This is a genomic window from Methylorubrum populi, assembly GCF_002355515.1.
In the GTDB taxonomy this organism is placed as follows: Bacteria; Pseudomonadota; Alphaproteobacteria; order Rhizobiales; family Beijerinckiaceae; genus Methylobacterium; species Methylobacterium populi_A.
In genome coordinates, this window is the sequence record NZ_AP014809.1 from 5,193,693 (window position 1) to 5,213,688 (window position 19,996).

The following is a 19,996-nucleotide window of genomic DNA, read 5'->3' on the forward strand; positions in this document are numbered from 1 at the left end:
CAAGCCGCGGACAAGTCTCGCCCCGATCTGTTCTCGCAAACGCTTATACAGGGCGCGCTTTAACGGAGCGTGTAGTCGGGGCAGGCCTCGACGGGGCGCTGCGCTCTTTTCGGGGCTGGCGATCATGGGCGATCATAAGAGAAACATCAGTGGGCCGCGCCGCCCTGCCGCGCGGCCCCGCCATGGACTTTCATCCGGGGATCGGCCACGGTGCCGACGTGCCGAAAGAGTAGAGATCTGAGACTTTTATCCGATGTCGGCTTGCCGAATTGTCCCGGGCCCGACCGGTCCGCGGCGCCCTCGGCGGGCGGTGGCCTGACCGACCGCGAGGGCCCGTGCCGAATCCCGCCGCGACGCAACCCGATCTGTCGCCGATGATGGCGCAGCCGACGGCCGATCCCAAAACCGACAAGGCGCAGGATCGGGCCGGCGGCGCGTCCGTGCCGTTCTGGGCCGGCTGGCCGACGCGCGCGCGCCTGATCCTGATCGTGCTCGCCATCGACGTCGTCGCCGCCCTGGTCTCCTGCGGCGTCATCGTTCTGACCGCGCGCAGCGCCGTGCAGGTCGAGATGGCCGCCAGCCTCGCCACCGTCGAGCCTCTGGTGGCCGATACCATCCGCTCCCTGCGCAGCCCGAGTCCGGAGAGCGTGCTCCACACCCTCGACCTGCGCTTCCAGGCGCTGCGCCACGTGCGCGTGACGATCCTCGATGCGGAGGGCCGGCGGATCGGCTTCGGTCCGTCCGATCAGGGGCGCGAGCAGCGCCGGGCGCCGCGCTGGTTCGTCCGTCTGATCGCTCCTGAGACGCACCAGCACGATCTTCCCATCGTCGTGCGAGGCGAACGGATCGGAACCGCCGCGATCACCACCCAGCCCCTCGACGAGATCGAGGAGGTCTGGGGTTATGCCCGCTCCCTGGCGCTGGCCAGCCTCATCCTCAACCTCGCGGTGCTCGCCGCCCTCACCCTGGCGCTCGGGCGCATCCTGCGGCCGCTCGGCCGCCTCGCCGAGGGGCTGACGCGGCTGGAGCGGCACGACTACACCGCTCATCTCGATCCGCCCGCCTCCCGCGAGCTGGCGGTGATCGCCGAGCGCTTCAACCGCGTGGCCGGGGCGCTCTCCGAGGCGCGGGCCGCCAATGGCCGTCTCAACCGCCAATTGCTGACGGCCCAGGACGACGAGCGCGCCCGCATCGCGCTCGAACTCCACGACGAGTTCGGCCCGTGCCTGTTCGCTCTGGAGGCGAACGCGGCCTCCGTGGCGCGGCTCGCCGCCAGCCCCGGCGAGATCGACCGCGGCCGGCTCGCGGCGCGGGCCGGGGATATCGGCAGCATCGTCGGCCAGGTTCAGACCCTCAACCGCGACCTCCTCAACCGCCTGCGCCCGCACGGCCTCGGCGAGGTGCCGCTCGCCGATTGCCTCAGCCTCCTGCTGCGCGATTTCCAGCGGCGCCATCCCGAAACGCGCTTCGACGGTGCGTTCGAAGGGCTGGCCCGGGGCTACGGCGACATCGTCGATCTCACCGTGTTCCGCTGCATCCAGGAGAGCAGCACGAATGCCGTGCGCCACGGCGGCGCCCACCACGTCCGGGCCCGGGTGGCGGAGGAGACCGACGCGGCCGGCCTGACGACCCTGCGGTTGAGCGTCGAGGATGACGGCAGCGGCATCGCCCCCGGCCACCGCGTCGGCCTCGGCCTCTCGGGAATGCGCGAGCGGGTCGAGGCGCTCGGCGGCCATTTCCACCTCGACACGGCTTCTCTTGACAACGGCGCCTCCGGAACCGTTGTCCGGATCACCCTCCCGATCGATCCCGAGCGCGACGGCAGCGAGGGTCCGCCTCCGCCCGCCGCGCCGCAACTCAAGTGATGCGTGTAAGATGAACGCCCCGGTCAGCAGCCCCGTGATGAAAGCGGCGTCGAGCAAGGGCGGCCCCGTCCCGGTTCTCGTGATCGACGATCACCCGATCGTCCTGCAGGGCTGCCGCCGCGTGCTGGAGGATGCCGGGATCGAGACCGTGGTGGAGGCCACCGGCGTCGTCTCCGGCTACCGCGCCTTCCACCGCCTGCGCCCGCCCGTGGTGATCTGCGACCTGACCTTCCAGGGCAGCGGACTTGCCGGCCTCGCCCTGATCCGGCGCATGCGCGCCATCGAGCCCGAGACCCGCGTCCTCGTCTTCTCGATGCACAACGATCCCGTCATCGTCTCGCGGGCTCTGGAGGCCGGGGCGCTCGGCTACGTTCTGAAGGATCACGCCTCGAACGAGCTGTTCCAGGCCTTCGAGCGGGTGCGCGCCGGCGAGGTCTATCTCGACCGCCGTCTCGCCACCGAGGTCGCCATGCTGCGGGCCGACCCGCGCCGCACCCCGGAGACCCAGCTCACGCCGCGCGAGCAGCAGATCCTTGCCCGCCTCGCCCAGGGCAAGTCCTACGGCGCCATCGCCGCTGACCTCTCGGTCAGCTACAAGACCGTCACCAACGCCTGCTCGCAGATGCGCCAGAAGCTCAAGGTGCGCACGCTGGCTGAGCTGATCCACGTGGCGGTGACCCAGGCGCAGCGGCAGGGCTGAGGCAAGGCCAAGTCGGGGCCGATTTTTCTCGAAGACGGAGCGCGGTTCTTGGCCGATCCCCTTTCTGCCGGGCGCTTCTCGCAGGCGGCCTGGGCCCGCAACCTCGCGGCCTACGAGACCATCCGCACGATGCCGTTCAACGCGGAACTGGCGGACGGCACCCTGAGTCGCGAGCGCTTCCGCCGCTACATCGTGCAGGACGCGCATTACCTCATCGGCTTCGGTCGCGCGCTGGCGCTCGCCGCCGCCAAGGCGCCGCATCCCGACCGGATCGTGCAGTTCGCCCGCGGCGCCGAGACCGCCATCGTGGTCGAACGCGCCCTGCACGGCGGCTTCTTCCGGGAATACGGCATCGATGCCGGCACGTTCGCGGCGACGCCGCTCTCGCCGGCCTGCGACCACTACGTCGCGTGGCTTCTGGCCTCGGCCTATGCCGAGCCCTACGAGGTCGTGCTCGGAGCGCTCCTGCCCTGTTTCTGGATCTATGCCGAGGTCGGCCGCGACATCTTCGCCCGCGCGAGCCCGGACAACCCCTATCGCGCCTGGATCGACACCTACGCCGGAGAGGAGTTCGGCGAGGCGGTGGCGGCGATGATCGCCGCCACCGACGAGGCCGCGGCGGACGCCTCGCCCATCCTGCGGGACCGCATGCAGGCGGCCTACACCCACGCCACCCGTCTCGAATACGGGTTCTGGGACGGGGCCTACCGCGACGTTTCCTGGCCGCTGTGACCTGAATCCGACAGCGGATCCGTGCATCTTGGCCGTTTCCTTGCACGGTCTTGTCACAGCCGGCCGTTGCGCGCAGGCCGGTTTCGCGGTTGATCTATGAGGCTTGACGCCGTGCCTTCTCACGAGAGGCGGGGTCATCGAACGGGGGTGGGACGGATATGGCGTCAGGCTTGGCGAGTGATCTCTTTCGGATCAAGACGCTGGAACGGCTCAACGCCGACGCGGAGTCCGGTGAGAACAAGCTGGAACGCCATCTCGGCCCCTGGAGCCTGATCGGTCTCGGCATCGGGGCGGTGATCGGGGCCGGCCTGTTCTCGCTCACCGGCATCGCCGCGGCCGAGCATGCGGGTCCGGCGGTGACGCTCTCCTTCGCCATCGCGGCGATCGGCTGCGCGCTCGCCGGCATGTGCTACAGCGAGCTCGCCGGCATGATCCCCGTCGCGGGCTCGGCCTATACCTACACCTACGCCACGATGGGCGAGTTCATCGCCTGGATCATCGGCTGGGATCTCGTGCTCGAATACGCGGTCGGCGCGGCCACGGTCTCGGTGAGCTGGTCGCGCTACGTCACGCGCTTCCTGCGCGACTCGCTCGGCATCAATCTGCCCGGCTCGCTCGTGCACTCGCCCTTCGAGACCTACCAGCTCGCCGACGGCACGATGGCGCACGGTCTCGTCAACGTCCCGGCGATCCTGATCGTGGTCGCGGCCTCGACGCTGCTCATCATCGGCATCCGCGAATCGGCGCGCGTCAACGGCGCGGTGGTGCTGCTCAAGCTCGCGGTTGTGATCACCGTGATCGGTGTGGGCCTGTTCTACATCAAGGCGCAGAACTACGATCCCTTCCTGCCGCCGAACACCGGCACCTTCGGCGAGTACGGCTGGAGCGGCGTGATGCGCGCGGCCGGCGTGGTGTTCTTCGCCTATGTCGGCTTCGACGCGGTCTCGACCGCGGCGCAGGAGGCCAAGAACCCCCAGCGCAACATGATGATCGGCATCCTCGGCTCGCTCGCGATCTGCACGGCGCTCTACATCGCCTTCGCGGGCGTGCTGACCGGCCTCGTCCACTACGACGCCATGCGGGGCGACGCCGCCCCGGTGAACACCGCGATCGCCGCGACGCCCTATCCGTGGCTGAAGAGCCTCGTCACCTTCGGCGTGATCTGCGGCTTCTCCACCGTGATCCTCGTGCTGCTGCTCGGGCAGAGCCGGGTGTTCTACTCGATGTCGAAGGACCGGCTGCTGCCAGGCTTCTTCTCGGCGATCCACCCGAAGTGGAAGACACCCTACCGCTCGAACCTGTTCTTCATGGTGTTCACCAGCGCCCTCGGCGGCTTCCTGCCGATCTCGCAGCTCGGCCACATGACGAGCATCGGCACCCTGCTCGCCTTCATCCTCGTCTGCGCCGGCGTCGTCATCCTGCGCCGGACCCAGCCCGACGCGCCGCGCGCCTACCGCACCCCGCTGGTGCCGTTCGTGCCGATCCTCGGCGCGCTGTTCTGCCTCGCGATGATGCTCTCGCTCGACGGCGACACCTGGCTGCGCCTGATCATCTGGCTGGCGATCGGCCTCGTGATCTACTTCGCCTGGAGCCGCAAGCACAGCCGCATCGGCCGTGAGGAGGGTGCGGGCGCGACGACGGCGCTGTGAGCCGCCTGGAGGGGCGGCCGCTCGCATCCGCGCCGGCGACTGCCCCTCCGCCGTCATGTCCGGACGGCGTCGCGTCCCTGGATTGCGGCGCCTGACGGCTCGCGACGGCGGTGTCGGATGACCCGTCGTCATCGCGCGGCGGAGCCATCCAGCCGCGCGACCGCGCCGATCGCGTGCTGTAGCGATGTGACTTCGAGGGCGGTCAGGCCCGCCGGGCCAGCGCCAGTATCGGTGGCTCGGCGAGGCCGATGAGGGGACGGCCCACCTCGATCGACTGGCGCTCGCGGGCGATGAAGGCAGTCGGCATCTCGGCCTGCATCTCGGCCTCGACCTTGCGCAGCTGCACGTCCGAATGGGCCGGGTGCAGGTGGATGATGGCGAGCGCCTTGGCACCCGCCCCCTTGGCCAGTTCGACGCCCTTCTGCCACGTCGAGTGACCCCAGCCCTTGCAGCAGGGATACTCGCCCTCGGTGAACATGCCGTCGTAGACGAGGAGGTCGGCATCCTCGACGAAGCGGCACAGTTCCGGATCGGGCCAGTTCGCGCTGTGCTCGATGTCGCTGATCACGCAGAGGCGCTTGCCGCCGTAATCGAAGCGGTAGCCGGTCGAGCCCTGCGGATGGTCGAGCAGGATCGTGTCGACGCGGATGCCGTCGGCGAAGGTCAGCGGTTCGCCCGCCTTGAAGCCGTGGTGCTGGAAGGTGCAGGGCAGGACGTCGAGGGTCACCGGAAACAGCGGCGGCGAGAAAAGCCGGTCGAGCGCGTCCTGCGCGCTGGCGCCGTCGAGATTCCCGCAATAGGTGTGGATCGTGTGGTCGCAGTTCATCACCGCCGGTTTGAAGAAGGGCAGGCCGGCCGTGTGATCGAGATGAAGGTGGCTGAACAGCAGGTCGATGTCCTGGGGCAGCGACTCGCGGCAGCTGCTCCCGAAGGCGCCGAGCCCCGAGCCGGCATCGATGACGAACAGGCGTTCCCCGCAGCGGATCTCCAGGCACGGCGTATTGCCGCCGAACTCGGCGGTCTCCGGGCCGCTGACCGGCGTGGAGCCGCGTACGCCCCAGAAACGCAGGACGAGGGCGTCGTCCTTGGCTGGATATGGCAGGGTCATGGATCGGCACCAATGCCCGGCCTCATGCCGGGCTTTCTCGGGTAGCAGCGGCGCCGCCGTGCGCATCCGCGCACGTCTTCGCGGCTGTCCTTCGGCCCCTCTTCGGGTACGGAGTGTACAGCGCTGAGATGGGGGCCCGCCATTCGGGTATGTGTGCGTGCTCGCACACGCCGTTTTGAGACGGTCCAAGTCAGCGCTGCGCCACCTTCTCAATCGAGGGTTGCGACGGCGCGAATGCCGGCGGCGGTATCTGCGCCTCGATGGCGGCCCGGGCAAGGCTCGGCCATGTCTGCGCGTAGGTTTGCGCGGAGCGCGCGACGCCCGCGGCGAAGCGGCCCGCGCCGGCCTCGTAGGGCGGCACGAAATCCGCGGTCCGCACCGCGAGGGAGGGGCTGTCCCGGCCGATCCAGGCGGCCCAGACCGCCTCCGGCACCGGCGGCGCACGGCGGCGGGCCGGGATCAGCACCACTTCCTGGCCGGCATAGGCCAGAGCCTCCGGCCGGCTGATGTCGCCCACCGCGAAGCCTTGGCGGATCCGAGCGGCCCAGAAGGCGTGCTGCCCGCCATCGGAATAGGTCGTGCGAATAGCCGCCGCGCCCTCGTCGACCAGGGCGGCGATGCGGTCGCTCTCGTCCTTGTGCAGGGCGACGAAGGCCGCCTCCTTGGCCGGATCGGACGAGGGCGCGAAGGCGTAGCGTCCGCCCGATACGCTCACGACCGGCTCCTCGCCGGTGGCTTCGAAGCGGTCGGAGCCCTCCTTCAGCTGGCGCCAGAAGGCGATGTTCGGGTCGGTTCGGTGCCGGGCCATGTTCGCGGCGGTCATGCGGAAGGGGAACGACTGGAACTGAAACGCGCGCTGCCCCCCGGAGAATGCCTCGCGGGCGATGGAAAACAGTTCTCCAGCTACGGCGTCCGTCATGGCGAAGCAGCCCATGGAGGAGCACACGCCGTGCACCATCACCGCCGAGCCCGTGGAGCCGTGCGCCCGGTCGTAGGCGTTGGGGTAGCCGACGTCGAAGGAGAGATAGTAGCGCGAGTTCGGGTTCATCTGGCTCTTGGCCACGGTGTAGAACCCCTCCGGCGTCTGCCGGTCACCGGTCTTGGTCTTCGGCCCGAGCTGCCCGGACCAGCGGCAGATCGGATAGGTCTTGATCGGCACGTAGCGGCCGGCGGCGTTGCGCTTCCAGACCTCGATCTCGGATTCCTTCTTGTAGGCCCGCAGCACGATCGGCGAGGCGGCATCGGTCCCGCGGGCGGACATCAGGGCCAGGGTCGCGGCGGGGATCGGCGCGTTCGCCTTGTCGGCCAGGGCGCTCGCATTCGAGAGGGCGACGCCCAGCAACCCGATCAGGGCCGGCACGAGGATGCGCAGGCGGGACCTCTCGGGGCGTCTCGGGCCGTTCGGGGAAAGCATGCACCGTCTCGATCGAGGCCGGGGGCGGCCGGCGGCGCCTGGGGGCGGCGAAAGCCGGATCGTGCCCAAGCTTTGGGGCGGTTTTGCGGGAAACGGAAGCCGTCAGGCGGGGAGCGCGGCGGTTTCCAGCGGATCCCCGGTCACGACGGTGTTGCGCTCGACCCGCAGCACGGCGTCGAACGGTGCCTGACGCCTCAGGGTGTCCTCGTCGGGCAGGCAGACGATCAGGGCCTCGCCCGCCCGCAGCGCCCGCAGGCGCTCGATTCGGGCGGTGATCTCGTCGGGCTTGCGGTCATCGAGCGACAGGCCGACCACGAGGATATCCGGGCGGCGCACGAGGCAGCGCACGAACTCGATCGCCACCCGCTCGCGCGGGCCGATGGCGCCCTCCCCCAGAACCGCGCGCTGGCCCTGGCCGGCCACGGCGACGCCGGCCTCGATCCGTGCCGCGAGGCCGAGCCGGTAGACGGTGGGCTCCAGCCCCTGCTCGGCGAGCACCCGGCGCACCAGGGAGCGCACCCGCCCCTCGGCGCCCGCCTCACCCTGGGTGATGCGCCCGAACAGCAGGTTCTCCTCCAGGCTCGCGGCCGCGGTGAGCCGGGAGGGATCGTAGAACTCGACCTTCTCGCGATAGCGCGGCGGCAGCATCGCCGCGAAGGAGTGACGCGCCGCGACCAGTCGCTCCTCGAGCGCGGCGTCGATCAGGCCGAAGCGGTGGCGCGTCTCGCTGTAGCGGAGCGCCAGCCCGATCAGCCGCTCGCGGTCGCGGTGTCCGGCCGGGCCGCGGCGGAAGCCGCGGGCCTCGGGCTGGCGCGCGACGAGATCCTCGAAATAGCCCCGCTCCGCCGCCGGGAAGAGCGAGAAGGTCTCGAACAGGGGGTGGTCGTCGGGCAGGTCCGAAAAGATCTCAACGGTGGAGCGGGCGACCTGCAGCCCGACATCGACCAGCGTCCGGGTCAGGTCCTCCGCCTCCAGCACCGCGCGCAGATAGGGATGCGCCGCGAGCCGCGCTTGCGAGAAGGCGGGGCTCACCGCTTCGCCGAACAGGATGTTCTCGCCGATATCGGCCTGATGGTTGTAGCGGGCCGGGTCGAACGGCTCGACGAGCCGGGCCATGCCCTCGCGGGCAAGGGCCTCGCGCACGGCCCAGCGTGCGGCGACCACCGCCTGGGCCGTGGCAGGATCGTCCTCCGGGTCGATCGAGGCCTCCAGGCCCCGCTCGTAGACGAAGGCATCGAGCCCGGTGAGCTTGAGGATGGCGATCCGTTCGGCCAGGCCCGAGGCTTCGCGGTCGCCGCTGCGGGCGCCGTAGAGCAGGTTCTGGCGCAGCGTCCCCTCGATCAGGATCGCCTCGGAGCCGGCGAGCGCGATCCGCCGGGCGCGCTCGGCGGAGTCGAAGGCGCGCAGGTCGGTGCCGCCATAGGTGACGGCCCCGGCGGTGGGTTCGATCTGCCCCGCGAGCAGGGCGGCGAGGGCCCGCGATCCGCTGCCGCGATGACCCACGATCGCCACATGCGCCGGCATCGGCAGCGTGAGGTCGACCCCGGTCAGCCGCTCGCCGCTGCCGGGGTCGTAGGCGCCGACCCCGCGCGCGACGAGCGCGCCCGTCTGCGGGAACGGGGCCGGGCTGCGGGAGCGGTCGCCCGGCAGCCGCGGATCGAGGGCGTCCAGGGTCTCGGCGATGGTGCGGAACAGGGGTGAAACCACCCGGTACTGGGTCCATAGCCGCAGGCTGATCGCCACGAGGACCGCGGCCAGCGCGAAGGCGCCGGCGGCGGCGACCAGTGCGCCGGGCAGGACGTTGTCGGCCTCCGTGGCGGCCTCGCCCTGCCACAGGGCGGTGGCGATGAGGAGCGCGGGCAGGATCACGACGAGGGCGAGCGCCGGGGCCCGCGCGTAGGCGAGCCGGGCCTCGGCCCGCACCAGGGCCGTCCGCGCCGCCCGCGCCCGAAGGCCGAGGCGCCGCCGCTCGAACGCCGCCGCTCCGTGGGCGCGCACCGCCGGCATCCGCCGGATCAGGTCGCGCAGGCCCGCCTCCGTCGCGGCCGTGTCGGCTCGGCGCAGGCCGCGGCGGGCGGCGGTGCGGCTGGCGAGCAGGGCGCGGGCGAGGCCCACGGCGGCGAGCAGCAGGGCAATGACCGGCACGAGGCGTGGGGCGGCAAGCTCCGCCATCACCAGGGCGAGGAGGATCGCGGCCAGGGTCAGGCCGGGAAGGACGATGCCGACCGCGGCGAGCGGACCCATCCGCGCCAGGGCCTGGCCGACGAGGCCGGGAAGAGCCCGCAGGTCCTCGCGGGCACCCGGCGGCGAGGCGAGGATCGCCTCGGTGGCCCGCGCCCGCAGCCGCGCCGTGGCCCGGGCCTGGACGGAGAAGCAGAGATAGGCGACCGCCGCACCGAGGCCGGCCAGGAGCAGGGCGGCGGCGGCGAGCGAACTCAGCGCGATCAGCGGCAACTCGGCCGGCGAAAGGCTCCAGCCGCCGAACAGGATCGGCGTCTCGCTGTCGTGGTGGCCGGGCAGCGGCAGGGCGATCCGCAGGAAGGGCAGGAAGTCCGAGCTGCTGCGGGTGAGGACCGCGATGAGGTCGCGCAGGCAGAGCAGCACGAACAGCGCCAGCGGTCCGCCCAGACCCACCGCCAGCCCGAGCGCCGCCGCGTGCCGGCGCGGCGACGAGGCGAAGGCGAACCGGACCGGGTTACGCTCCATCGGCATTCCGGGCACCGGGCCGAGGCGTGCCTGGCGTGTTCGCTGCGGGGGGAAGCGGCATCGGCGAAGGCTTCGGCGTTGTGAAGGGCTGATCCGGCGGGCAGGCGCGTGAGGAGGCCGTCACGGACCGCCCTCTTCGCACGGAAACGCCGCGGCGCAAGCCCGATCGGCCCGCGTGTCGCATTGCAATCCCGTGCACGCGTTGCTCTTTGGTGCGGGAGAGCACATGGCGAGTGGGGCCTGCCCGCGTCTTCCGCGCGGAGGGCCTGCCTTTCGCGTGGATCCCGGCCATTCCGATCGGCGGGCCCCCAGCCTCCCCTCTCACCGGACGATGCCGGATGGTCGTGCGAGACATTCCAGCGCCTGCTCCTCCCCTTCGACTGCGGGGCCGCCGGCGTTCGATGGCCGGTCGTTGAGCCGATGAGCGAGCCCGCGCATCCGCCATTCCCCGAGCGCGCATCCCTCTACGGAATGCCGGTGATCGGCCCCGGCGAGACGGTCGCCTCGATCGGTGCCGCACTCACCGGGGCCGTGCTCACCCCGGCCGGCCGCCCCTGGTGGTTCGCTGTTGTCGGCACGCTCGCCCTGACCCTCCTCTGGGCCACCCTGCGCCCGGCCGTGCCCGCCGCCCTTGCGGCAGCCGGAGCCGGGTGGTGGATCGGGCTCGCCTCGGGATGCCTGCTGATCTCGGGGCTGCTGCTGCTCGCGGACGTTGCGTGGCGCTGCGGGATCGGTCGCCTCGCCCAGACCGCCGCCCTGCTGAGCGCCGGCCTCGCCGCGCTCCACCCGGTGCCGCTGCATTCGGTGAGCCTCGCGGCCTTGCTCGCGGCGGCGGGCGGACTCTGGGCGGCGGCGCTCCTGCCGGACCTGGCGGTTCTGCGCGACGGCCTTGCCGCGGGGCCGGATCGCCGGCGGGGCGCGGTCTACCGCGTGCTGTCGGCCGGCTGGCGCGGCTCGATGTTGCAGTGGCTCGCCTGGGAGCGCGCCTGCCGGGGGCTTGCCCTGCTCGGCATCCTCGCGGCGGTGGCGGTGCTGATCGACCTCGCCCTCGCCGCGGCGCTGCACAGCGACCGGCACGACACCCTCCTCCCCGTCGCCCTGCTGGTCGAGGCGGTGCTCTCGGGCGCGGGACTGATTGCGGCGCTCGCGGTGGCCCTGCGCCGGAACCTGCGGCTCGACGGCCTCGTCACCGGTCGGCATCTCGACATCCTGGGGAGGCTGATCCTCGCCTTCGGCCTCGCCGCCCTCTATTGCCACGTCACCGAGATCGTCACCGCCCTTCTCTACGGCGATGCGGCCGAGCGGGCGCGCCTGGTCCGCCGGCTCCTCGGCGACGAGGCTCCTGCCTTCTGGACGCTCATGCTCGCCGGCCTCCTTCCCACGCAGCTGTTCTGGATCGCGCCCGTCCGCCGCCGTGCCGCCGCCCTCGGGCTGATCGGTGCCCTCGTCGCTGCCGGCCTCGGCGCCGATCACGTGCTCGCGGCGCGGGCGGGAGCGACCTGGGCGGATCTGGTGACCGCCCTGACCGCCGCGATCGGGTCCGCCGGGCTGTTCGGTCTCGGCCTGCTCCTGCTGTTCCGCCTCGTGCCGCCGATCTCGATCGCCGACACGCGGCAACTCGCCCTCGGACTTAACCCGCATGCGTCGCTGCCGCCGCCGGCATCCGGGCTCGGGGATGACCGGCATCCGTCGTCGGATCAGGGTCCACGGCCGGGCCTCCTGGCGGTCTTCGCCGCGGAGGCGGAGCTGGCCGCGGCGGTGCGGGGGCTCTCGGGGGCCGATGCGCCGTCGCGGCTCGACGCCTACGGCCCGGCGCCGATGCCGGAGGCCGCCGCCGCCCTGCACGCTCGCGAGTCGCGCTTGAGCCGCCTGGCGCTGTCGGGCGCCTTCCTCGGTGTCGCAGCCTTCCTCGCGGCCCGCCTCGTCGGCCTCGCCGATGCAATGCCGCAGGGGCTCGCGGATGTCGCGGTGCTCGCCTCGCCGGCCAGTTGGCCCGCCACTTGGCCGACTAGTTGGCCCGCTTCTTGGCCTGCCGATTGGCCGCGGTCCTGGCCGCTTTCCTGGCCGCTTTCCTGGGCAATGGCGGCGGTGCCGGCGCTCTCCGCCGGAGCGATGGGCGGTGTTCTCGGTCTCGGGGCGGCGCTCATGGCGGCGCTCAGGGCCGCCCGCGGCGACCGCCGGCCGCCCTCCGCCCTTACCGGACGTTTCGTCCTGACGATCGATCCCGCGATCGGATCCTCCCGCGGGTCGTTCAACCCGGCCGCGCTCCTGCGGCGGCTCGACGCCCTGCCGGCCAAGGCCGGACGGCCGCTCGCCGTCTACGGTCCCGGCGCTCCGGGGCGATTGCGGTGAGCGCCGAGGAGAAGGGCGGCGCCGCCCGAAAGGCGGCGGGGGCGAAATCCGCCAGCGGCTACTTTCTCGACCCTGCCCGACGCCCGGCGGCGGCCTTCGCCGTGGGGTTGGGCTGCCTGCTGCTGGCGCTCCACCATGCCGGCCTGCCGCGGCTCGTGCCCTCCTATCTCGCCGCCTGGACCTGCCTCCTGGCCCTGCCCGCGGGGGCGCTTCCCGTCGTCATCATGATCGAACGGGCGGATGCGTGGCGCCCTCAGCCCGAAACCGCCCTGCTGGAGACCCTGCGCGGCCTGCTGGTGCTGATGCCGGTGGCCGCGATCCTCGCCCTGCCGATCCCGCTCGCCGCCGGCCTGCTCTACCCGGGTCCGGAGAGCGCCGGGCCGGACGGGCCGCTCGTCCTGCGCGCGGGTGCGCCGCCCTTCCTCGCCGCCCGCCTCGCCCTCTACTTCGCCCTCTGGACCGGGCTCGCCCTCCTCTTCGCCCGCCGCGGCGGCGAGCCCTGGGCCAAGGCCGGGCGGATCGACGACGGGCGCGCCGTGCTCGGCCTCGGCCTTCACACCGTCGTCGGCACGCTGGCGGCCGACGATCTCGTCATGGCGGTCGGCACCGATCCCGGCCTGCGCTTCCACGCCAGCGCCTTCGGATTGCTGGTGCTCGCGGCGTGGTCGAGCCTCGCGCTCGCCGCGGCGATCCTGCTCGCGCCGCCCGATGTCGGACCGGCCCGGCGCCGGCACGACCGCCTGACACCGCTCGCCGTGCTGCTCCTCGTCTGGGCCGGCCTGCACGCCGTGCAGTTCCTGATGCTGGGCGCCGCGGCCGATCCGGAGGCCGCCGCGTGGTACCGGCTGCGCTCGAGCTTCTACGGCCGCGTCCTGGCGCTGTCCGCCGCCGCCGTCGTGGCGCTCGCCGCCGTCCTCACCCTGCGTCCCGGCGAGAACCGCACCCGGCTCGTGGCGGCGCTCGCCGTCGGGGTTCACCTCGCCGAGCTGTTCTGGTTCGTCACGCCGGCCTTCCGCGGCGGCTTCCGCCTCGGGCTGACGGATCTCCTGGCCCTCGCCGGCGTCACCGGGCTGGCCCTGGGGCTGGCGCCCGCAATCCGCCGCCTGATTCCTGGGCTCGCCGTCACTCCGGCCTGGCCGGGCCGGGAGCGCGTGAAGACCCGCGCCGCGGCGGCAGGGGACACGGGCCGCAAATCGGTTGTTCGCCCTCCGGAAGCTTTCTAGTTTCCTTCACCCCATCCTCGACCCTGCGCGACGCGAAAAGACCCCGGCGACCATGTGCGAACTGCTCGGAATGAGCGCGAATGTGCCGACCGACATCCGGTTCTCCTTCGCGGCTTTGGCCCGGCGCGGCGGCGAGACCGGGCCTCACGCCGACGGCTGGGGCATCACCTTCTACGAGGGACGCGGCTGCCGCTCCTTTCACGATCCGGAGCCGAGCGCCCGTTCCGAACTCGCCAAGCTGCTGCGCCGCTATCCCATCAAGAGCCGCATCGTCGTCGCCCATGTCCGCAAGGCCAATCGCGGGCGCGTCAGTCTCGAGAACACGCACCCCTTCTCCCGGGAGCTGTGGGGCCGGCGCTGGACCTTCGCCCATAACGGCCAGCTCAAGGGCGTGAAGCGGCTGCCGCTCGGCCGGTTCGAGCCGGTCGGCACCACCGACAGCGAGCACGCCTTCTGCTGGATCCTGTCCCAGCTCCAGGAACGGTTCCCCAAGCCGCCCCGTGCTGCCACCCTCGAGGCGGCGATCGCCGGCTACGCCCTCACTCTGTCGGAGCTCGGCGTGTTCAACATGCTGCTCACCGACAGCCGCGTGCTCTACGCGCATTGCGGCAAGCGGCTCTGCTATCTCACCCGCCGGGCGCCGTTCGGAACGGCGACGCTGATCGACGAGGATTGGCGGGTCGATTTCGCGCAGGAGACCACCGAGACCGACATCGTCACCGTGATCGCCACACGGGCGCTGACCCGGGACGAGACCTGGACCGAGCTGGAGCGCGGCGACACCCTGGTCCTCACCGACGGGGCGGTGCGGGTGCTGAAGGGGAAGGCGCGGCGCCGGCCACAAACGGAGCCGGAGATGCGCGGCGCGGCGTGAGACCGGGGGCCCGCGCCCCGGGACTGTGCGGTTGATCTGCCGCATTCATGCCGCAGGTTCGACGGATCATTCCATGCCAGATCCGATTGATCCCTTGCGGGAGGACTGGATTCGGACGTCGTTCGAGCGCCGCGCGGGCCGAGCGATACGGTTTTCGCTCGGATCGGGCGGAAACCGTATCGCCCTTCACAGTGGCCCTTCACAGTGTGCCGATCGTCTTGTGTGCAAGCGTGGCAGTATTTCGCGCGGCGCGGGTGTGCGGTGCGGGGCCGATGCGCTACAACTATGTTAAATGCCCCGCCGGGGCGGTCTCCGCGTGCCGTGCCGCCCCGCCGATTGCCGAAATGCCCCGATCGCGAAGTACCCGATGCGCAACGATGCCGAAGCGACCCTGGATCGTCCCGCGATGACAGACGGCCGTCCGAAACTCTCCGACTCGATCCGGAGCCATCTGGGTGATCACCTTCGCAGCGTCTACGACACGCTGGGCGCGGGCGAGGACACACCGGTCCGCTTCTCCGAACTGATCGGCAAGCTCGAAGCGGCCCTCAAGGCTCAGGGTGAGCGGGTCGATCCCGAATTCCGCAACGGCCTGCTCGCCGCGGTCCCGTCCCTGCGGGCCTTCGCCCTGTCGCTGACCTCGAACCCGGCCCGTTCCGACGACCTCGTGCAGGACACCCTGCTCAAGGGATGGCAGCACCGGGCCCGCTTCCAGCCGGGCACGAACCTCAATGCGTGGCTCTTCACGATCCTGCGCAACATCTTCTACTCGGACCATCGCAAGCGCGTCCGCGAGGTCGAGGATCAGGACGGCTCCTATGCTGCCCGCCTCGCTACCGCGCCGCATCAGGGCGACCGGCTCGACGTCGAGGATCTGCAGACGGCGCTCGCCAAGCTGCCGCCGGACCAGCGCGAGGCGCTGGTGCTCGTTGGCGCCGAGGGTGTCTCCTACGAGGAGGCCGCCACGATCATGGGCTGCAAGGTCGGCACGGTGAAGAGCCGCGTCAGCCGCGCCCGCGGCCGCCTCGCCGAACTCCTCGGCTACGACGAGGAGGATCTCTCCTCCGACCGCTTCATCCAATCGGCGATGCCGGACGCCTGATCGTCTTAAGGACAGCGCGGACCCGGTCCTCAGAGAGCCGGGTCGTTCGCGAAAGGCACCTGCCCGCCGCTCCTCTGCCAGCGTGCGGGATTCGTTAAGGAGACGCCGCGCCGCTGACGATGTCGCCGCCGGCCGGTCGCGTCATTTCCTCCGGCGCGATTGGCGGAAGGGCCAAATCGCCCTGACAGAGCGGCCCGAGCGGGAGTGGAGCGGACTTCCGGCTGCTCGTCGCTTGCGTCACAAGCCGGTTCGGCCGAACCGGCAACCGGTCTTCGGGCCGACCGACAGGGACGGAGAGCCCTGTCGGTTCGAGCCTTGGCTGTCAGGCCGCCTTGCGACGGCCGCCGGTCTTGCGTCCCTCACCCGAAGCGGTGCTCTTCCGGCGCGGCTCAGGCGGCGCTTCCGCGACCACCTCGTCCACGGGCTCCGCAGCCTTGGCGGAGGACTTGCGGCGCTGCTGGCCGAGGCCGAGATCCTTCGCCAGCGCCGAACGCGCGGCCGAATAGTTGGACGAAACCGTCGGATAGTCGGCCGGCAGACCGTAGCGACGGCGATAACCCTCGATGTCGAGACCGTGCGTCGTCAGATGCCGCTTGAGCGTCTTGTAGGGCTTGCCGTCGATGAAGGAGATCAGGGCGTCCGGCGTGATCGACTTCTTGATCTGGGCCGGCGTCGCCCGCTCGACTTCTTCTTCCTTCGGGGCCTGCGGCGCCGACAGAGAGAGGAGCGCGGCGTGAACCTGAACAATCAGGGCCGGAAGTTCGGGCGATGGCAGGGAATTGTTCGAGACATAAGCCGAGACGAGATCGGCAGCGAGTTCGATACGATCGTGTTGCGAGACCTGACTTGTTTCAGACATTGTACGTGATCCTGTTTGCCCCTCGTTCTTGTTAGCTAAAAGGATCTAGAAAAGTTTCAAGGCCGGTTCTACGAGTTTTCACGAAAAACGACTGCAAAATTGAGAAAAAGCTCCGATTTGGCCGATATTGCCAACGATCAGACCCGATGAGAGGGCAGAACGGGGTTGCTCAAGGTGGTGTGCGCAAGCTGAGGTTCGACGGCCGTCATGATGAGCGCCACCTGATTCGGCCATTCAACAAATCGTGAGAGGCAAATTCGGGCTAATCGTGGGTCAAGGGTGATGGAGTCGGGTAACTTCGATGGATTGCGGCAGTTTGAGATCGTATGCCGCCGCCGATGTGACGGGATTAAAGCGACGCTCTGTCGCGGTTACATACCCGGGAGCATCATCTCGTCGTCTTCGTGCTGGGGAGCGGGCCGGCTTTGCCTGCAGCGCTCGGGCCTCGTCGGCAGACTGCAGCGATAGACCACTGCATCCGGCGGACCCAGCGTGGCGTTGAGCGGCACCGTGACGGTATCACCGGAAAAGCGCCAGTTGCGGGTGCCGCGATCCCAGTAGAGCCACACCGTGGTGTCGTGGCCCTTCACGTCGAAGATGGCGGCCTTCTTCGACATCGCCCTGAGCGTTCGCGGCTCGTAGAGCCCCTTGCGGCGATAGGCGGCGCGGGCCTCCTCGCCCTGGCGGTCGACGAAGGTGTTCTGCACGATCTGAAGGGTCGCCCCGGGCTTGCGGAGGAATTTCTTGAAATCGCTCAGAGATCGCAAGACCACGGGCATGGCGTCCTTCCAGTCGTCAAGTCACGGACTCATCCTGCATTGTGCGAGGGCACCTTAGTTCCCGCGAGATGACGGTTATTCCTCACGCGCAAAGGTGGTGTCGGGCGATATCCACGGGAAAACGGCACTGTCCACAGGAGTCGAAGACTCTCAAGCTCGGCTGTTCGACGCCTGCGGCTCGGCCGCCTCCAGCCGCGGCTTGACCCGTGGGCCGGGCTCGGGCGTTTAGGCCTTATGCTGCTGCAATTCTTTACGGGCCTGCGCGAGGCCCGCGTGCCGGTCTCCCTGCGCGAATACCTCACCCTGCTCCAGGCGATGGAGAGCGACCTCGCCGACAAGCGCGTCGAGGAGTTCTACTTCCTCGCGCGTACGGTCCTGGTGAAGGACGAGGCCAATCTCGACCGGTTCGACCGCGTCTTCGCCTCGGTCTTCAAGGGACTGGAGACGCTGGGCGAGGCGGTCGAGCCTGCCGCCATCCCCGAGGAATGGCTGCGCAAACTCGCCGAGAAATACCTGACCGAGGCGGAAAAGGCCGAGTTGAAGGGGCTCGGCTGGGACAAGCTGTTCGAGACCCTGAAGCAGCGCCTCGCCGAGCAGAAGGAGCGCCACCAGGGCGGGTCGAAATGGATCGGGACCGGGGGCACATCGCCCTTCGGCGCCTACGGCTACAATCCGGAGGGCATCCGCATCGGCCAGGACGGCAACCGCAACTTCCGCGCGGTGAAGGTGTGGGATAAGCGCGAGTTCAAGGATCTCGACGATTCCCGCGAACTCGGCACCCGCTCCATGCGGGTGGCGCTCCGCCGCCTGCGCCGCTTCGCCCGCACGGGGGCGGCCGAGGAACTCGACCTCGACGGCACCATCCGCGAGAGCGCCCGCAAGGGCTTCATCGACGTGAGGCTCCGTCCGGAGCGGCGCAACGCCGTGAAGGTTCTGCTCTTCCTCGATGTCGGCGGCTCGATGGACTGGCACGTGGAACTGGCCGAGGAACTGTTCTCGGCGGCGCGCTCCGAGTTCAAGCACTTCGCGCACTACTACTTCCACAACTGCCCCTACGAGGCGGTGTGGACCGAGAACCACCGCCGCCACGACGAGCGCATCCCGCTTCTCGACGTGATCCGCACCTATCCGTCCGATTACCGTGTGGTGTTCGTGGGCGACGCCTCCATGAGCCCTTACGAGATCGCCCATCCCGGCGGCTCGGTGGAGCATTGGAACGAGGAGGCGGGCGAGGTCTGGCTCGGCCGCGTCCTCGATCATTTCCCGAAAGCGGTCTGGCTCAACCCCGTCCCGGCCGAGCACTGGGCCTACACCCAGTCGATCGGCATGGTCCGCCGGATCTTTTCCGACCGGATGTTCCCGCTGACGCTCGAAGGATTGGACGGGGCGATGCGGGCGCTGCTGCGATAGGCAGGCGCGCCTCAGCCCTGGCGGGCCGGGGTCGTCACGGTCAGCCCGTCGAGTTCGGGCGTCACGCGGATCTGGCAGCACAGGCGCGAGGTCGCGCGCACGTCCGAGGCGAAGTCGAGCATGTCCTGCTCCATCGGCTCGGCGGGCCCGACCTTGTCGGCCCAAGCCTCGTCCACGTAGACGTGGCAGGTGGCGCAGGCGCAGGCCCCGCCGCACTCGGCATCGATGCCCGGCACATTGTTGCGGATCGCCGTCTCCATGACGGTCGAGCCGACCTCGCCGTCGATCGTGCGGGCCGTGCCGGCGTGATCGACGAAGGTGATCTTGGGCATTCCTTGCTCCGGGACGTGTCCGCGTCCGCCTGCGATCCTTCGAGGGGCGGCGTGGCGCCTGCTTGCGGGCGACGGAGTCAGAATGCAAGCGGGAAGCCGGCGCTTTTCCGTCGCGCCGGTCTCGATCCGGCGCCTCTGTGGGCGGATCGGGTCCGGTGAGGCCACGACAAGCCTTCGCCGCGGCGAGAGCGGCCGGACGGTGCGAGCCCGTTACGCCTCCAGGCCGAAGGTCGCGAGTGCTGTCAGAGTCTCGGCCGCGGCGGCCTGAAGGCTCGAGAGGTCCGCTCCCGCGCCGGAGCGGAAACCGGCCTCGACGGCGGCGCTCGCCTGCGCCACCCGCATCGCCCCGACGCCGAGGGCCGCGCCCTTGAGGGTGTGGGCGAGGTCGGCCCGCGCCTCGGCCGGGCGGCCCGCCTCCGCCAGCGCCGGCAGCAGGCGGCGGCACTGGTCCTCGAACAGGCTCAGCACCTCCCGGGCGAGATCCGCGTCGCCGAAGGTCTGCGCGTCGAGATGAGCGCGGTCGAGCAGGAGCACGGGCTGGTTCTCGGCGTCCATGTCGGTCCTCATGCGCCCTCTTGCGTCCTCGAGCCCACCCCCGCGCCGAACGGCCTTGCCCGGCCCGCGGATCCGGCCGGCGCGGCGACCTGCCTGTGGGCGGCGGGGGCTATCCACAGCGCAGGCCCGCCCGGGGCGTACCCGTTTATGTCTGCACGCGTCAGAACTTGGGGCGAGTGCCCGATCACGGGCCCTGGCTTGGTAACCATTCCGTTAAGGTTTCTTGGGTGCGCCGGGCCGATCGGGTATCGGGTGCGGGTTCCGAGGGACTAAGGTTCCTCGGCTAGTCGGGTAAATCCGTCTCCATTGCGGAGGGCGCGTGCTCTGCAGTGGACG

Annotated in this window: 16 protein-coding genes; 9 read left to right on the plus strand and 7 right to left on the minus strand. The window is 70.5% G+C overall.

The window, feature by feature from the left end; all coding sequences use genetic code 11:
• Positions 1 to 335: 335 nt before the first annotated feature.
• From MPPM_RS24220 to MPPM_RS24235, 4 genes are all read left to right on the plus strand, one after another.
• Complete coding sequence (locus MPPM_RS24220; protein WP_173807948.1) at positions 336 to 1,865, plus strand: ATP-binding protein; 1,530 nt, start codon at positions 336 to 338, stop codon at positions 1,863 to 1,865.
• Positions 1,866 to 1,875: 10 nt separating this feature from the next.
• Positions 1,876 to 2,565 (plus strand): response regulator transcription factor, encoded by a 690-nt coding sequence (locus MPPM_RS24225; protein ID WP_017483679.1) that lies wholly within the window; start codon positions 1,876 to 1,878, stop codon positions 2,563 to 2,565.
• Positions 2,566 to 2,613: 48 nt separating this feature from the next.
• Complete coding sequence (locus MPPM_RS24230; RefSeq protein ID WP_096487252.1) at positions 2,614 to 3,297, plus strand: TenA family protein; 684 nt, start codon at positions 2,614 to 2,616, stop codon at positions 3,295 to 3,297.
• A 158-nt stretch (positions 3,298 to 3,455) separates the two neighbouring features.
• The gene (locus MPPM_RS24235; RefSeq protein WP_096487253.1) at positions 3,456 to 4,946 is read left to right on the plus strand and encodes an amino acid permease; all 1,491 of its coding nucleotides are present in this window, start codon (positions 3,456 to 3,458) and stop codon (positions 4,944 to 4,946) included.
• A 202-nt stretch (positions 4,947 to 5,148) separates the two neighbouring features.
• On the opposite strand, the gene MPPM_RS24240 is transcribed toward MPPM_RS24235, so the two are convergent.
• The 3 genes from MPPM_RS24240 to MPPM_RS24250 all read right to left on the minus strand — a co-directional run bounded on the left by MPPM_RS24240 (position 5,149) and on the right by MPPM_RS24250 (position 10,174).
• Entirely contained in the window at positions 5,149 to 6,054 is a 906-nt protein-coding gene (locus MPPM_RS24240; protein WP_096487254.1) for an MBL fold metallo-hydrolase, read from the minus strand.
• 190 nt (positions 6,055 to 6,244) lie between these two features.
• Positions 6,245 to 7,468 carry a L,D-transpeptidase family protein gene (locus MPPM_RS24245; RefSeq protein ID WP_096487255.1) on the minus strand — a complete coding sequence of 408 codons (1,224 nt, stop codon included), beginning with the start codon at positions 7,466 to 7,468 and terminating at the stop codon, positions 6,245 to 6,247.
• Positions 7,469 to 7,570: 102 nt separating this feature from the next.
• Complete coding sequence (locus tag MPPM_RS24250; protein ID WP_096488012.1) at positions 7,571 to 10,174, minus strand: ATP-binding cassette domain-containing protein; 2,604 nt, start codon at positions 10,172 to 10,174, stop codon at positions 7,571 to 7,573.
• A 420-nt stretch (positions 10,175 to 10,594) separates the two neighbouring features.
• On the opposite strand from MPPM_RS24250, the gene MPPM_RS24255 reads away from it, so the two are divergent.
• The 4 genes from MPPM_RS24255 to MPPM_RS24270 all read left to right on the plus strand — a co-directional run bounded on the left by MPPM_RS24255 (position 10,595) and on the right by MPPM_RS24270 (position 15,725).
• Positions 10,595 to 12,526, plus strand: a complete 1,932-nt coding sequence (locus MPPM_RS24255; RefSeq protein WP_096487256.1) for a quinol:electron acceptor oxidoreductase subunit ActD — start codon at positions 10,595 to 10,597, stop codon at positions 12,524 to 12,526.
• Positions 12,523 to 13,749: a hypothetical protein gene (locus MPPM_RS24260; RefSeq protein WP_096487257.1), complete on the plus strand. Its 1,227-nt coding sequence runs from the start codon at positions 12,523 to 12,525 to the stop codon at positions 13,747 to 13,749. The genes MPPM_RS24255 and MPPM_RS24260 overlap by 4 nt, the downstream gene beginning before the upstream one ends.
• 52 nt (positions 13,750 to 13,801) lie before the next feature.
• Positions 13,802 to 14,623 (plus strand): class II glutamine amidotransferase, encoded by an 822-nt coding sequence (locus tag MPPM_RS24265; RefSeq protein WP_096487258.1) that lies wholly within the window; start codon positions 13,802 to 13,804, stop codon positions 14,621 to 14,623.
• A 367-nt stretch (positions 14,624 to 14,990) separates the two neighbouring features.
• Positions 14,991 to 15,725, plus strand: a complete 735-nt coding sequence (locus tag MPPM_RS24270) for a sigma-70 family RNA polymerase sigma factor (protein ID WP_096487259.1) — start codon at positions 14,991 to 14,993, stop codon at positions 15,723 to 15,725.
• 322 nt (positions 15,726 to 16,047) lie between these two features.
• On the opposite strand, the gene MPPM_RS24275 is transcribed toward MPPM_RS24270, so the two are convergent.
• On the minus strand, positions 16,048 to 16,584 hold the full coding sequence (locus MPPM_RS24275; RefSeq protein WP_096487260.1) for a Ros/MucR family transcriptional regulator: 537 nt from the start codon (positions 16,582 to 16,584) through the stop codon (positions 16,048 to 16,050).
• Positions 16,585 to 16,955: 371 nt separating this feature from the next.
• Positions 16,956 to 17,363: a hypothetical protein gene (locus MPPM_RS24280; protein ID WP_096487261.1), complete on the minus strand. Its 408-nt coding sequence runs from the start codon at positions 17,361 to 17,363 to the stop codon at positions 16,956 to 16,958.
• A gap of 234 nt (positions 17,364 to 17,597) precedes the next feature.
• Here MPPM_RS24280 and MPPM_RS24285 point away from each other — a divergent pair, with 234 nt between their 5' ends.
• Entirely contained in the window at positions 17,598 to 18,773 is a 1,176-nt protein-coding gene (locus tag MPPM_RS24285) for a vWA domain-containing protein (protein ID WP_096487262.1), read from the plus strand.
• An 11-nt stretch (positions 18,774 to 18,784) separates the two neighbouring features.
• Here MPPM_RS24285 and MPPM_RS24290 read toward each other — a convergent pair whose 3' ends face one another.
• Positions 18,785 to 19,105 carry a 2Fe-2S iron-sulfur cluster-binding protein gene (locus MPPM_RS24290; protein ID WP_096487263.1) on the minus strand — a complete coding sequence of 107 codons (321 nt, stop codon included), beginning with the start codon at positions 19,103 to 19,105 and terminating at the stop codon, positions 18,785 to 18,787.
• Positions 19,106 to 19,315: 210 nt separating this feature from the next.
• On the minus strand, positions 19,316 to 19,660 hold the full coding sequence (locus MPPM_RS24295) for an Hpt domain-containing protein (RefSeq protein ID WP_096487264.1): 345 nt from the start codon (positions 19,658 to 19,660) through the stop codon (positions 19,316 to 19,318).
• Positions 19,661 to 19,996: the final 336 nt, after the last annotated feature.